This is a genomic window from Xenorhabdus szentirmaii DSM 16338, assembly GCF_002632585.1.
GTDB classification, from domain to species: Bacteria; Pseudomonadota; Gammaproteobacteria; order Enterobacterales; family Enterobacteriaceae; genus Xenorhabdus; species Xenorhabdus szentirmaii.
This window is the reverse complement of record NZ_NIBV01000001.1, coordinates 1,901,087-1,916,778: the sequence shown is the minus strand read 5'-3', so window position 1 is coordinate 1,916,778 and position 15,692 is coordinate 1,901,087. Positions and strand designations below refer to the sequence as shown.

The 15,692-nt window shown below is 45.8% G+C and carries 11 protein-coding genes; 2 read left to right on the top strand and 9 right to left on the bottom strand.

The window, feature by feature from the left end; translation table 11 throughout:
• Window positions 1–67: 67 nt before the first annotated feature.
• Window positions 68–403 (bottom strand): antibiotic biosynthesis monooxygenase family protein, encoded by a 336-nt coding sequence (locus Xsze_RS08685; RefSeq protein WP_038241998.1) that lies wholly within the window; start codon window positions 401–403, stop codon window positions 68–70.
• A 389-nt stretch (window positions 404–792) separates the two neighbouring features.
• Window positions 793–1,602 (bottom strand): hypothetical protein, encoded by an 810-nt coding sequence (locus Xsze_RS08680; RefSeq protein WP_038242001.1) that lies wholly within the window; start codon window positions 1,600–1,602, stop codon window positions 793–795.
• 321 nt (window positions 1,603–1,923) lie between these two features.
• Here Xsze_RS08680 and Xsze_RS21790 point away from each other — a divergent pair, with 321 nt between their 5' ends.
• Complete coding sequence (locus Xsze_RS21790) at window positions 1,924–2,145, top strand: hypothetical protein (RefSeq protein ID WP_143707578.1); 222 nt, start codon at window positions 1,924–1,926, stop codon at window positions 2,143–2,145.
• 31 nt (window positions 2,146–2,176) lie between these two features.
• Here the strand turns inward: Xsze_RS21790 and Xsze_RS08675 are convergent, their stop codons facing one another.
• The 6 genes from Xsze_RS08675 to rlmD form a co-directional block, all read right to left on the bottom strand.
• A complete protein-coding gene (locus Xsze_RS08675) occupies window positions 2,177–3,562 on the bottom strand; it encodes an SLC13 family permease (protein ID WP_038242004.1) in 1,386 nt (461 codons plus the stop codon).
• Between the two features lie 354 nt (window positions 3,563–3,916).
• Entirely contained in the window at window positions 3,917–5,218 is a 1,302-nt protein-coding gene (eno, locus tag Xsze_RS08670) for a phosphopyruvate hydratase (protein WP_038242006.1), read from the bottom strand.
• Window positions 5,219–5,335: 117 nt separating this feature from the next.
• On the bottom strand, window positions 5,336–6,973 hold the full coding sequence (pyrG, locus tag Xsze_RS08665) for a glutamine hydrolyzing CTP synthase (protein ID WP_038242008.1): 1,638 nt from the start codon (window positions 6,971–6,973) through the stop codon (window positions 5,336–5,338).
• A 271-nt stretch (window positions 6,974–7,244) separates the two neighbouring features.
• On the bottom strand, window positions 7,245–8,045 hold the full coding sequence (gene mazG / locus Xsze_RS08660; protein WP_051462641.1) for a nucleoside triphosphate pyrophosphohydrolase: 801 nt from the start codon (window positions 8,043–8,045) through the stop codon (window positions 7,245–7,247).
• 7 nt (window positions 8,046–8,052) lie between these two features.
• A complete protein-coding gene (relA, locus tag Xsze_RS08655) occupies window positions 8,053–10,290 on the bottom strand; it encodes a GTP diphosphokinase (RefSeq protein WP_038242010.1) in 2,238 nt (745 codons plus the stop codon).
• 88 nt (window positions 10,291–10,378) lie between these two features.
• Entirely contained in the window at window positions 10,379–11,725 is a 1,347-nt protein-coding gene (gene rlmD / locus Xsze_RS08650) for a 23S rRNA (uracil(1939)-C(5))-methyltransferase RlmD (protein ID WP_038242077.1), read from the bottom strand.
• Between the two features lie 53 nt (window positions 11,726–11,778).
• On the opposite strand from rlmD, the gene Xsze_RS08645 reads away from it, so the two are divergent.
• Window positions 11,779–14,169 (top strand): ATP-binding protein, encoded by a 2,391-nt coding sequence (locus Xsze_RS08645; protein WP_038242012.1) that lies wholly within the window; start codon window positions 11,779–11,781, stop codon window positions 14,167–14,169.
• Here Xsze_RS08645 and dgt read toward each other — a convergent pair.
• Window positions 14,153–15,688: a dGTPase gene (gene dgt / locus Xsze_RS08640; RefSeq protein ID WP_038242014.1), complete on the bottom strand. Its 1,536-nt coding sequence runs from the start codon at window positions 15,686–15,688 to the stop codon at window positions 14,153–14,155. The two genes, Xsze_RS08645 and dgt, sit on opposite strands and share 17 nt — an antisense overlap.
• Window positions 15,689–15,692: the final 4 nt, after the last annotated feature.

Here is a 15,692-nt window from a genome sequence, read left to right as displayed (position 1 = left end):
AATTAATGTATCAATAACAATAAGATCACCATCGATAAAGAGGGTGATCTTAAAAATCACCACAACCTTATTTAAAAGAAAATGGAAGGCTATGTAAATAATCAGCTTTCAATTCCAGCTCAAAGAGCGTATCTGATTTTTCGAGACATTTTCGCATCTCTGCCCCGGCAGCCTGATATTCAGGGTAATCGCCACTATCAATGAGTTTCGGCCCTAAACTTTGCCATTGTTCTTTTGTTGGCCATTGGGCATATCCAATATAATCTCCTGATTTATCTTTATGCAATCTGGAGCCTAACGAGCCAGAAAGTAAATATATCCCTTCCGTTCTCTTTTTCCAGGCCTTAACGAACGTTTCTTCCATCCCTGGATAAACTTTGAATCGATAAATCGCAATAAACATAGCTATTTCCTTACAATTAATATTATTCAAAAAATGATTATTTTAAATATAGAAAATGGCAGATGCATAATGAGTTTCAAAATATAGCACGCTACACAGGAAGCATAGAACCCAAAATAGATAACTTGACAGCATCATCAATTATCAGAAATCATCATAGAAATAATACTCATTGTTCCTGATATATCATGGCAGTGTCTCCGAACTTTTATTTTCGATACATAATCATTGGTATTTCTGGGAAAAGAATGTGTGGAAAAACGTAATATACTTTAATGAATTACAAAGAATACTTTTAAGTATTTTTGCAAAAAATGGTCACTTAATAGGTGGCCATTTTTATCATGCAATAAGGAAAACAGAGCCAAGTCAGGCGCAGTGTTAAAAGCTCAATCAAGCAATAAATCAGATATGCCAGACATTTCCTCCATCATAATATGACAGCGTTTCCGATTTTTCATCGTTGTTACGTAATCGACAGGCTCAGACAAGGAACGGGTGAAAAATCTCGACATGCTGCTGGAATTATTGAGACTGATGGTACAAAGAATGTCAGGTGGTAAATATGCTGCGGGTCCAGAAGCCGGTATTCGTGGGTAAGGTCCGGGATTCGGCCCTGTCGGTGCATCCACATAATCCTCGTTGTCGACAGTTTGTGCCACTTCATACCTATTCCTTTCGGCATTATAATTATATCGAATCACTCGGTGAATTTGCGCAATAGGAATATGAAGATAGGCTGCGTATTCACGTTGATCACCAAAAGCCGCCAACATTTGATTGTAAATTTCCGTATCGCCTGTCTGCTGCTCATAATATCTAAATGATCGTTCAACACTATAAAAATTATCAGTTGGACGTATTTCATAAATATAAAATGGCAACCTTCCCAGGCCTTCAATACCACTAATAGTAATTGTTTCACCTAAGCTAATAGCTTGGTTTAAGTCGGATGTTGTCGAAATAAAAGCTGACTGCTCAGAAGCAGGGGATGTTGGATTAGAACCGCCCAAAGAAGCCCCCTCAACATGCCTCAAGAGATCATCATTCGTCCCCCAAGCGTTAAACCCTGGGGGATTGTTAGCCGAAATCCTTGTAAAAGGACGATAATCCACTCGATAAAAGAAGACAACAGCCAGCGATTGAGTCGCGTATAAAAATAAAACAAATAATAACGTGAGTAGTTTTACTATTTTCATATAACCCCCTAAGAGGTAAATTTATTTATTTTTTCAAAAAGTTTTTCACCCAATTCCCTTTCCTTCGCTACCTATCCACTATTTTCGATATCCACCATGTCCGTTATGTTTATATCCAATGGTTTTCAAGTGCAGGAGCTCCCATTTAATCCTCAGGAACATAGAAGAGAGTGATAAATGATTAAAATTGAGTCCATGTGATAATAAAGTATAGTAGATGTTGTTAAAATGTTAAAATAAAAGCAGCACGTAGCTCCAACAAACGGCCTATAACCGTTTACTACGCTACGGTACTGAGTTGGGAATAGAAATTCGTGTGTTTTGAGTTTGACTCACCAATCTCAATATTGGGGAAGTATTGGGGAAGTATTGGGGAAGTATTGGGGAAGTATTGGGGAAGAATATAAAATGATATCAGGAGAATGGGAAATCAAATTAAGAACAGAATCACCAATGCAACAACCCGTTTTCGATGAATCAACCAAGCCTGAGATACAGCAAAGTTTTCTTCAAGGAGAACTTTGCTGTATCTCAGGCAATTAAGATTTTGATTAACCAAAACCCAAGTTAATGATTACAACCAGAATAACCAGGCGATCCCAGAAATAATGGCAATGCACGCCAGATTCAGCACGATGCCGACCCTGACCATTTCAGATTGCTTGATATAACCAGAACCATAAACAATCGCATTCGGTGGCGTTGCAACAGGCAGCATAAATGCGCAGGATGCACCAATACCAATGATCATGGTCAATACCATCACTGGCATCCCCAGTGCTTCTGCAACGGTAGCAAAGATAGGTACAAGCAGCGCCGCACTCGCAGTGTTGCTGGTGAATTCGGTCAGGAAGATAATAAATGTCGCAATCGCAACTATGATCACAAACCAGGGGCTTGTACCAAACGTTGCCGCCATACCATTTGCCATGACTTCACTGGCTCCCGAATCTTTCAGGACAGCACTTAATGTCAGGCCACCACCGAACAGCATCAATACGCCCCATTCAGTGTTGTTCTGAATCTGTGACCATGTTGATACACCTGTAATGCCAATCAGAATGGCAGCACTGACTGCGATAATGGTATCCAGATCTTTAATGCCACCAAGCGCATCGCTGATTAATGAACTGAAAATCCAGCACACGACAGTCAACAGGAAAATCATCATGGCAATGATACGCTTGCCATTCCATTGCAGGTGCTCTAATTCCAGATCAAATTTGTGGTTCAGATTCGGGCGCAGCATGATGTACATCAGAACAACCATAACCGGCAACAGAATAAGCACCATCGGTACACCGTATTTCATCCATGTGACGAAATCCATACCCAATTGTGCCGCTGCAATCGCATTCGGCGGGCTGCCAACCAATGTTCCCAAACCACCAATGCTTGCACTGTATGCCACTCCCAACAGAACAAATACAAATGTGTTGCGTTCAGAGCGCACATCCAGATTAGCCAAAATACCAAGGATAAGAGGTAACATCATAGCAGCCGTTGCCGTGTTGCTGATCCACATAGAAAGTAACGCTGTGATGCCAAATATCAGCAATACCGCAACAGACAAGCGTCCACGGGCAATAACCAGTAAACGGTTCGCTATCAGTCTGTCCAGGCCCTGGATATGTAACGCCGTTGCCAGTGCAAATCCACCGAAAAACAAAAAGATGATCGGGTTCGCAAAAGATTTCAGCGCGTCACTGGTCCCCATCAATCCCAGCCCAACAGCCAGAATTGGAATACACAGTGCAGTAATCGTAACGTGAATGGCTTCCGTCAACCATAGCACACCAACAAATGCCATCAATGCCAACCCTGCGTTTGCTTTTTCTCCATAAGGCAAAAACTTAAGCAGGACTACAAGCAAGATGATATCCAGCGCGAGAATAATTAAGCCTCTTTTATTTAAAGGGGTAGGCCCAACCGCTGGGGTTAAAGATTCAGAAGCGTCCATGAAGACTCCATAAAACAATGAAACATAACTCTGTAATGTAAAAAGAATAATTAATGAATCATTGCCATAAATGTTAAAGAATTACATTACATGTGAAATAATAAGGAGTATCAACAAGGAAGAAAATATGAGTTGTGTGATTTTGGGATCTGCTACGCGGGATTTGTCTAATTTCTAAAAGGTTGATCAAAAAACAAGCTTATTTTCTGTTGCCATATCACACTTTCATGTAATAACTGTGTATATAATCACCACAAAGAATAAAATTTTCTTTTGTGTAACAGGCGAAAGAGCCTAGACCCTTTCGCCGAAACATAAAAAATATTTATTTTTTAGCGTATCTGGCTGGCTATTTTATGCCTGGCCTTTCACTTCTTTCAGACCGTTAAAAGGTGCACGGTTACCTAATGCTTCTTCAATACGGATCAGCTGGTTGTATTTCGCAACACGGTCAGAACGGCTCATAGAACCAGTTTTGATTTGGCCTGCCGCAGTACCTACTGCCAGATCAGCAATGGTTGCATCTTCAGTTTCACCGGAACGGTGTGAAATGACCGCAGTATAACCCGCATCTTTTGCCATCTTGATTGCAGCCAGAGTTTCAGTCAGAGAACCGATCTGGTTGAATTTGATCAGAATGGAGTTTGCGATACCTTTTTCGATGCCTTCTTTCAGGATCATGGTGTTGGTTACGAACAGATCGTCACCAACCAACTGGATTTTGTCACCCAGTACTTTAGTTTGGTAAGCAAAACCGTCCCAATCAGATTCGTTCAGGCCATCTTCAATGGAAACGATAGGGAACTCTTTGGTCAGGCCTTCCAGATAATGGGTGAATTCCTGAGAAGTGAAGGTTTTGCCTTCGCCTTTCAGTTCATAATTACCGGTTGCTTCGTTATAGAATTCAGACGCTGCACAGTCCATCGCCAGAGTAATGTCTTTACCCAGTACGTAACCCGCCTGTTCAACAGCTTCTTTGATGGCAGCCAGTGCTGCTGCGTTGGATTCCAGGTTTGGCGCGTAGCCACCTTCATCTCCCACCGCCGTGCTCATGCCTTTTGCTTTCAGCACTTTTGCCAGATTGTGGAAAACTTCAGAACCCATGCGCACAGCTTCTTTCAGTGTGCTTGCGCCAACCGGCTGGATCATGAATTCCTGAATATCAACGTTGTTGTCAGCGTGCTCACCACCGTTGATGATGTTCATCATTGGCAGAGGCATAGAGAATTTGCCCGGGGTACCGTTCAGCTCAGCAATGTGCTCGTACAGCGGCATACCTTTCGCTGCTGCCGCTGCTTTGGCGTTCGCGAGGGAAACGGCCAAAATCGCGTTAGCACCGAAGTTAGATTTGTTTTCAGTACCATCCAGCTCGATCATGATCTTGTCGATGTTAGCCTGATCTTTCGCATCCTGACCAGCCAGAGCCTGTGCAATCGGACCGTTAACCGCAGAGATAGCTTTCAATACACCTTTACCCATGAAGCGAGATTTATCGCCATCACGCAGTTCCAGCGCTTCACGTGAACCTGTTGATGCACCTGATGGTGCAGCAGCCAGACCAACAAAGCCCCCTTCCAGATGCACTTCTGCTTCTACAGTTGGGTTACCACGGGAGTCGATGATTTCACGGCCAAGCACTTTAACGATTTTGGACATTAGGTTTTCCTCAAGTCACAAGTTAAATTTCGGGCAACAGGTCAAAGCTGATAACCACTCGCTTAAAAAGCATGAACTTCACAAGCGCGAGCTTAAAACCACCCATTGCCCCACATCTTATTTCAACTGGCCTTTCTGATATTTGCCTGCGGCTTCGACGAAGCCTGCAAATAACGGATGACCATCGCGAGGCGTTGAAGTGAATTCTGGATGGAACTGACACGCCACAAACCACGGATGCGCCGGATTTTCAACGATTTCTACCAGTTTATTGTCGATTGAACGGCCTGCAATGCGCAAACCTGCATTTTCAATGCGCTGCAACAACAAATTGTTCACTTCATAACGATGGCGATGACGCTCAACAATGTCATCCTGACCATAAAGCTGACGAACCAGACTGCCTTCAGTCAAATGACACAGCTGACCACCCACACGCATCGTTCCGCCGAGATCACTCTCTTCGCTACGTACTTCTAGGTTGCCGTCTTCATCACGCCATTCGGTGATCAGACCAACAACCGGTAACTTACATTCAGGCTCAAATTCAGTGGAATTGGCACCAGCCATCCCCGCAACGTTACGGGCAAATTCAATCAGAGCCACCTGCATCCCCAAACAAATCCCCAAATAAGGGACTTTGTTCTCACGGGCATAACGTGCAGTCATAATTTTGCCTTCGATACCACGGCCACCAAAGCCACCCGGTACCAGAATCGCATCCAGGCCTTTCAGCATTTCAACACCACGGGTTTCAACGTCCTGTGAGTCGATCAGTTTGATGTTGACAGTCAGGCGATTTTTCAGCCCGCCGTGCTTCAGTGCTTCAATCACTGATTTATAAGCATCGGGTAATTCAACATATTTGCCCACCATCCCAATGGTGACTTCACCTGATGGGTTGGCTTCCTCATAAATGACCTGTTCCCATTCAGACAGATCCGCTTCCGGGCATTCGATGCTGAATCGTTTACAAATATAATCATCTAAGCCCTGAGATTTCAATAGGCCTGGGATTTTATAAATGGAATCAACATCTTTTAAAGAGATAACCGCTTTCTCTGGTACGTTACAGAAAAGCGCAATTTTTGCCCGCTCATTAGCAGGAATAATGCGGTCTGAACGGCAAATCAGCACGTCCGGCTGAATGCCAATGGACAGCAGCTCTTTCACAGAATGCTGGGTTGGCTTAGTTTTCACTTCGCCCGCAGCCGCCATGTAAGGCACCAAAGTCAGATGCATGAACAGGGTATTTTCGCGACCCACTTCAACCGCCATTTGACGGATAGCTTCCAGGAATGGCAGGGATTCGATATCACCGACAGTACCGCCAATTTCCACCAGCACAACATCATGGCCTTCTGCGCCACGAATAATGCGGTCTTTGATTTCATTGGTGATGTGAGGGATAACCTGAATGGTTGCACCCAAATAATCGCCACGGCGTTCTTTGCGCAGCACTTCGGAGTAGACACGGCCGGTCGTGAAGTTATTGCGGCGTGTCATTTTGGTTCGGATGAAACGTTCGTAATGACCTAAATCAAGATCAGTTTCAGCGCCGTCTTCGGTCACGAAAACTTCCCCGTGTTGGGTTGGGCTCATTGTACCTGGATCAACGTTGATATACGGGTCCAGTTTCATAATGGTGACATTGAGTCCACGGGCTTCGAGTATAGCCGCCAAAGAGGCTGCGGCAATGCCTTTACCCAGAGAGGATACGACCCCGCCGGTCACAAAAATATAATTAGTTTTCATGCTGAACCTGAAAGTTTAGGTTTAAAAGAATGATGAATATAACAGGACGGGAAAGCAGTATACCCTAACCTTAATTTCGCTACAAACCATCTGAGCAGGTTAAAGTGCCGGACAATCCGCGATACAGCGAAATGGGCATACTGATTTTTCTTTAAATTCATCAGGTTATTAGGCTAAAATTTTTTCGCCAGATTCAGAATATTCAGCCATTTATGCGACATCCCTTTCGCATTTTCCTGTCTATTTTCCGTTGTTCTCCGTTCTTGCTGCCTTAAGTGTGCTGATTTTTAACTCGCTGCCACATTTCTTCCATCTCTTCCGGAGTAGCAGTTTCCAGTGACAAGCCTTTGTCGAAGATCAGCTTTTCAACGTTACGGAAACGCTGTTCAAATTTATGGCAGGCCTTTTGTAGAGCCATCTCCGGCTTATGCCCCAAATGGCGGGATAAGTTGACCACTGAAAACAGCAAATCCCCCAATTCTTCTTCCAGTCGGGCTTCATCAATCACGGCCTGCTGCGCTTCGTCCATCACCTCATCAATCTCTTCATAGACTTTATCCAGCACAGGGCCGAGTGTATCCCAGTCAAACCCCACTGAAGCGCAACGTTTTTGGATTTTATAAGCTTTCATGAGCGCCGGTAGACTGGCAGGAATGTCATCCAATACTGAATGCTGATCTTTTTCAGCCCTTTCCGCTGATTTGCGCTGCTCCCAGCTCTTTATTGCCTCTTCGCCACTGATCCCGGCTTGTTGATTGAAAATATGAGGATGCCGACGCTCCAGTTTGTCACATACCGCCTCACAAATATCATCAAAATCGAACTGTTGCTGTTCCTCGGCCATCTGTGCATAAAACACAATGTGAAACAGGAGATCACCCAGCTCTTCTTTCAGGGCATCCGGATCATGACGTTCAATCGCATCAAGGACTTCATAAGTTTCTTCCAGCGTGTAGGGTGCAATCGAAGCAGAAGTCTGTACTTTATCCCAGGGACAACCATTTTCGGGATGGCGCAATTGCGCCATCACCCCTTTAAGCCGTTCAATAGAAATAGGTTTCATCTTATCCATATTTTGATCAATTACCGTGTAAACGTCTGGCTTCAATGACATCGGGCAATTGATTGAGCTTTGCCAATACCCGACCGAGCACTTGTAAGTTGTAAATCTCAATATTCATATCAATGGTGGCAAGCTGCTGTTTCACATCGCTCCGGCTACTGACCCCGAGCACATTGACTTTTTCATTGGCGAGGATGGTCGTGATATCCCGCAATAACCCGCTACGGTCATTAGCCACTACCCGTACCACAAGGGAGTAACCACTGGAATAACTTTCGCCCCAAACGGCTTCAACAATCCGTTCCGGTGAGCTGGCTTCCAGCTCAACCAATTGGTCGCAATCAGAGCGGTGAATGGAGATCCCGCGCCCACGGGTAATAAACCCGATGATTTCATCCCCCGGAATGGGCTGGCAGCAACGGGCAATGTGATGCATCAGGTTGCCAACGCCTTCGACAACAACCCGGCCATTGTCTTTCGAGGTACTGCGGGCGGAATGGGCTTTGTTTTCCAGTGTGCGAAGCGCCTTGCGATCTTCTTCTTCCGCCGTGGTTTTGTTGAATTTACTTTGCAGGAAATTCACCAACTGATGGATACGAATGTCACCAACCCCGATCCCCGCCAATACTTCTTCCAATGAATGGACGTTATAACGGGCGATCAGTTCTTTTTCAGCTTCTTTCAGTGTGAGCCCCAGATGGGCCAGTTCGTTGTCCAGCATCTGGCGGCCGGCAATGATATTCTTGTCACGATCTTGCTTGCGGAACCAATTGTGGATTTTCGCGCGGCCACGACTGGTGGTGACATAGCCAAGGTTCGGGTTCAGCCAATCCCGGCTGGGGTTGGGTTGTTTCTGGGTGATGATTTCAATCTGATCGCCCATTTGGAGCTGGTAACTGAAAGGAACGATCCGACCGCCTATCTTTGCCCCGATACAACGATGCCCGACATCACTGTGGATATGATAGGCAAAATCCAGCGGCGTAGAACCGATTGGCAGGTCAATCACATCCCCTTTTGGCGTAAAGACATAAACCCGGTCATCAAACACCTGACTGCGCACTTCATCCAGCATTTCGCCGGAATCCGACATCTCTTCCTGCCATGCAATCAGTTTGCGCAACCATGCAATGCGGCTTTCATAACTGCCGGATTTGCCGCCGCCAATTGCCGTGCCTTCTTTATATTTCCAATGTGCGGCAACGCCCAGCTCGGCATCATCATGCATCTGGCGGGTACGGATCTGAATTTCGAGGGTTTTGCCATTTGGCCCTAACACCACAGTATGAATGGATTGATACCCGTTCGGTTTTGGGTTGGCAACGTAATCATCGAACTCATCCGGCAAATGACGATAGTGGGTGTGTACAATCCCTAATGCGGCGTAGCAATCCTGCAAACGATCGACAACAATCCGCACGGCACGCACATCAAACAATTCGTCAAAGGCCAGCGACTTTTTCTGCATTTTGCGCCAAATGCTGTAAATATGTTTGGGACGCCCGTATATTTCCCCGTTGATCCCCTCTTTCAACATATACTTACGCAAAGTGGTAATGAATTTTTCGATATATTGCTCTCGATCAATCCGGCGTTCATGCAACAAATTGGCAATTTTTTTATATTCATCGGGATGCAGGTAACGGAAGCAGAAATCCTCCAGTTCCCACTTTAATTGCCCGATCCCCAAGCGGTTGGCAAGGGGGGCATAAATATTGGAACACTCTTTGGCTGCCAGTACGCGCTCATCTTCACTGGCATCCTTCACTTCCCGCAAATGGGCAATGCGCTCTGCCAGTTTGATGATCACACAGCGAAAATCTTCCACCATCGACAGCAGCATCCGGCGAACATTATCGACCTGCACTGAACAGATTGCATCGGTATGCGTGGCCTTAAGCTGACGAATGGCATCCATTTCCAGAACACCATTGACCAGATTCGTGATGGAGTTGCCAAACGTCTCTGTCATTGTTTCGCTATCGAGTAGCTTGGCATTAAGAATGGGAAAAAGCAGCGCAGCGCGCATACTGTCATTATCCATGCTCAATGTGGACAGGATCTCCACCATTTCCACACCACGCCACAGCAACAGTTCTGCATCGGGGTGATCCTGGACTTTTTCGTGACAGTAACGCCATGTTTCAGCCAATTTTTCACTGGATTGTGGATTAGTGATATTTAAACTCGCGATCCACTTATCGACAGCAAATTCACCTGCCGGTGTGAGATGCGCACTTCTGACTGCAACCATAATTTCTCCCTACTCAATGACCACGGGTTCATGGCAGAGCATTAATTCGCGAAAGGCCATTTATTCGTGAAAGGCCATGAGTTCGCGACTAATCACCCACACCTGATAAATCGTGCCTGATAAATAGTGCCATGGACTCCAGATGGCTGGTGTGCGGAAACATGTCCAGCATCCGCACACTGACAAGATGATAACCCGCCTCCAACAGAGCTTTACTGTCCCGTGCAAGAGTTGTGGGGTTACAAGAAACATAGACCACTTTTTCAGGGGCCAGTTTTACAATATGGGGCATGACGCCCGCAGCACCTGCTCTGGCAGGGTCTAACAATACTTTGTTGAACCCCAGCGCAGCCCAGGGCTGCCGATGAATATCCGACTCTAAATTTTCATGAAAGAAATCGACATTCATTAATTCATTCAGTTGCGCATTATATTGCCCACTCGCAACCAATGCGGCAACCCCTTCCACACCAACAACTGACTGGACTTTAGCCGCAATCGGCAAAGTGAAATTCCCCATTCCGCAAAACAGATCCAGAACCCTGTCTGTCGGCTGTAAATCCAGCCATGCCAATGCCTGTGATACCATTTGCTGGTTAACTTCATCATTAACCTGAATAAAATCCTGTGGGCTGAATTCCAGTTTTAAGCCGTCGACCTGATACCACGGGCCGGGTTGCCCCTCGGAAAGAGGCTCAAGAGGGTTGTCATCACCTGCCGCCAGATACAGTGATACATTGTGCTGCACCGAAAAAGTGCGCAATATTTCCCTATCTTCGTGCTTTAATGGATCAAGATGGCGCAATACAATTAACGGACCATTATCCGCCAGCACCAATTCAACATGCCCCAATCGCTTAACGGCATTCAGGCTGTTCAGGCACTGGGATAATGGCTGCAATAACTGTTCCAGTTCAGGACGCATAACAGGGCAATGTTTGATATTCACCAAATCATTGGTCTGGTTCTGCCGGAATCCCATGAATAATGCGCGTTGCTTAGCATTGTATTGCAGCCCCAGCCGGGCACGGCGCCGATAACCATATTCCGGGCCGTGGATAATGGGATGAGCGCTGATATTAAGGCCGGTTTCCCGCTGCATCAGGCGCTCCAGCACGCAGGCCTTAGTATTGGCCTGCAGTTCACTGGCGACATGCTGCTGCTGGCACCCGCCACATACTTTAAAATGCGGGCAAGGCGGGGATACGCGATCAGGGCTGTCGGATAGCCGTTTCACGATTTTTCCTTTGGCAAACTGGCGCTTTTCTTCAGTCAGTTGGATCTGGGCTTGTTCACCCGGCAACAATCCTGAAATAAAAATAGTTTTTCCCTGATGACGGGCAATGCCTTGTCCTTGTGCATCGAGATTATCTGCGGTGACGGAAATAATGCCTCGGTTTACGGAACGACGATTTGGGGAGTAAAATTGCACCATGATTCTGACTGACTTTGAAAAATTGAGTTTTGATTTTCCCACAATGGACGCCTATGACCAAATATAGCCTACGCACCCGTATGATGAGCCTGATATTGGTTCCTGTTTTACTGGTCGGAACCCTTGTGAGTATATCATTTATCTCATACCGCTATTACGAGTTAAAGAGCCTGATCGTCCGCAGTGGTATCAGCATTATTGAACCGTTATCCATTGCCAGCGAAGTCGGCATTAATCTGGAGAACCACAAGCGCGTCAAGACATTGATAAATAGCCTGCATCGCCGTAATTCTGAAATTGTCAGGGCAATTGCGATTTTTGATGAACAGCATAAATTATTCGATATTTCGAATAACAAATATGATGTCAATCTCCTGCGGCTCAGCCCTGGTGAACCCATCCCAACAACATTATCCAAAACGGAATACAGTAATAGCATCATTCTGAGGATGCCCATTATCTCAGAAACGCTTTCCTCCCATCAGTGGAATAATTCCGCCAATAATAATGCCCAACCCATCGGCTATATTGCGATTGATTTGGATTTACGCGCCGCCCAACTCCAACAATACAAAGAAATTGCCACATCAATCATTCTGCTGATCCTTTGTTTGGGAGGAACTGCCTTATTTGCCTATGTGCTGGTACGCAAGGTGACACAACCGCTGGATTGTATGGTCAAAGCAGTGGACCGCATCCGGCAGGGGCAGGTCAACAGCCGTGTAACCGGTGCTATGCCGGGCGAATTGGCGGCGCTGCAAAATGGTATCAATACGGTGGCGGAATCACTGTCAAAGTACAAGCATGAGATGCAGTTGCATATCGATCAGGCGACGTCTGACCTGCAAATTACGATGGAACAGCTGGAAATCCAAAATGTCGAACTGACTATTGCCAAAAAACGGGCACAGGAAGCGGTCAGGATAAAAACCGAATTTCTGGCGAATATGTCCCATGAATTACGTACTCCGCTTAATGGCGTGATTGGCTTTACCCGTCAGATGTTAAAAACCCCCATCACCCCCCAACAGATGGAATACTTATATGTCATAGACAGGTCAGCCAATAATCTGCTGAAAATCATCAACGATATTTTGGAGTTTTCGCGACTGGAATCCAACAAATTAGTGTTGGATCAAGTCCCTTTCCTGCTGAGGGATACCGTCAATGACGTTATCAAACTGCTGACCCCCACAGCCAGTGCGAAAAACCTCCCGTTATACCACCACATCGATGAAAAACTGCCGAACCTGATGATGGGTGATCCCATTCGTTTGCAACAAATATTGACCAACCTGATCGGCAATGCCATTAAATTCACCGACAAAGGCAATGTGACGCTGGATATCAAATTACGTCAGCAACAACACCATCTCATCCAGATTGACTTTACCGTCACCGATACAGGCATTGGCATCAAGCCGGAATACCGCCCCATTCTGTTTCAGGCCTTCAATCAGGCTGATGCCAGCATTACCCGTCATTATGGCGGAACCGGGCTGGGTTTAAGCATCACCAAAAGGCTGGTCAATGAAATGAGGGGCGAAATTGATTTCACCAGTGAGGTCGCCAAAGGTACGGTATTCTACTTTGACATTTGGCTGGAAAAAGAAGAACTTTTATTCAATTCACTGCCAGAATACTGCACTGTCCCTCCGACAGAATCACGCTTGCCCATGACCGTCATGGCTGTTGATGACAATCCTGCAAACCTGAAATTAATTGGTGCGCTATTAAGTGAGCAAGTTGAGAATACCTTATTGTGCAGTAACGGCATGGAAGCATTGGCACTGGCGAAAGAACACGCTCTGGATTTGATTCTGATGGATATCCAAATGGCAGATATGGATGGTTTTCAGACCTCTGAGCAAATCCATCAATTGCCTCAACATGCCCGGACACCCATTGTGGCGGTTACGGCATTTACTTGCCGGGAAACCAATGCCTTTTATGAATCAAAAAACAGCCCATTCCGGGATTGCCTGACTAAACCGCTGGATGAAAAGCGGCTGAAGGCATTGCTGAATCAATATAACCCGCAGCAGAAACCAACCATCATTGATTGGGATGCCGCCTTGCAACAAACTGCCGGCAAGGCCTCATTAGCGCGGGAGATGCTGGAAATGCTTGTGGACACTTTACCCAAAATGAAAGATATCATTGAACAGGCCTTAGCTGCCGATAGCACAACGGCAACCACTGATGGCGAAACCATCCGCAAAAGTTTGCAACATCATGCCCACCAATTACACGGCAGCTGTTGCTACAGCGGTGTTCCCCAGTTGAAAGCCATTTGCGGGTCAGTTGAGAGCCAGCTTCTGCAAGGCATTGCGCTGATCGACCTCGAGCCGGAGCTTCTGGAGTTCATGGACGAAATCGATCATGTCATTGCCGCAGCCCCCAGTATTCTCAAGGCAGCCCAGCCCGTTACTTCGTTACCATAAACTTGCGGTACTCTTCGTAAGCGTAATGGTCAGTCATGCCACTGATGTAATCTTGGATCAGGCGTGCCCGATAATAAAATTCGAGCATATCTTTTTCTGATTCATCAGTGGCAACCATTCCCTCCACCGCTTCGCTATAAGCCAGACGATGCTTCGTGGAAAGTTTGTGCAACAAACGCGTTTCAATAAAGAACTTATCGTGGAAATTATTCTGGTGCAGCACTGTAAAATCCTGGCGGGAAAGCGTCAGCAACGGATTATACACATCCAACAACCCGGTAATAATCCGGTAGCCCTGCAACTCTAACTCTTCCACTTCCGGATGATTGAAAACCTGTTTACGCGTAACATTTTTCAACGTTTTCAATAAACGGTACTCTTCCCCATCCCCTTCCAACAAAGCACGATTAAATGTACCGGCATAAATTTCCGGCAAATGCTCAATAAACAACCTTGCTGTATAAGGCACCAGTTTTCCCGTGATAAATACCCTTAGATACATGAAAAACTGTTCATGGACATTGCGGCGTACTTCATTATTGGTTGTTTTCTTGTAAGCTTGCGTCACCGTCGTTTCAAACAAATCCCCTTTTCTGTGGCCCCCGTTTTCTGCCCACTCTTTTTTCAGGTATTCCACCAGTTGGTCAACGTTAAAAATGCCCTTTTCAACGGCATCATCCAGATCGGCAATGCAATAGGAAATATCATCTGCGGCTTCCATAATGTATGTCAGCGGAAAACGGCAAGAATCCCCCATTTGCAACTCTTTTCTCAATTCACGGATAAAACTGTCTTCTGACCAGTAATAACCTTTTTTCTTCATCAAGTAATTGAATTCAGGCGGTGACGCTTCCAGACGATAAGCCGGGCAAGTATATTTTAAAATGCAGCCAATCTGGGCATAGGTCAGATTCAATCTGAGCAGATTATGTGCCAGACGGATTGCCTGGGCATTTCCTTCAAACTGGCATAAATCTTTACGCAATTGCCGACGGAACAAGTCTCTCTTTTCTTCTCCCGGCAACCCCGACAAAAACAAAGCCGCTACCTGACAATTATCCTGCCGGTTTTCCTCATTAGGTAAATAATTGGGATCTAATCGGCGTGAAAACCAATCCTTAATCGCTGCCTCACCAAAATGCCCGAACGGTGGATTACCGATATCATGCATCAGGCAAGCCATCTCAACCAGGCTCTCAAAAGCCTGCAAGCGCTCGCTTAATCCATATTTTTTCAGTAAATTCTGCTTGGTCAGCTCTGCAATGATGGTTTTGGAGATATAGCGCCCTATTTGCTGTACTTCAAGAGAATGTGTCAATCGGCTGCGCACGGCAGCATTACGCTCAAGCGGGAATACCTGGGTTTTCTGTTGCAATCTCCGGATGGCCGCTGAATTGATAATCCGGCCCCGATCGCTCTCAAATTGACGGTTCACATACTCTTCATCATCGGAATTGGCAGAAGACTTATTGAACTTACGCTGGTAATTCAATTTTTGCTTGAAATCAATTTTAGACATCAAT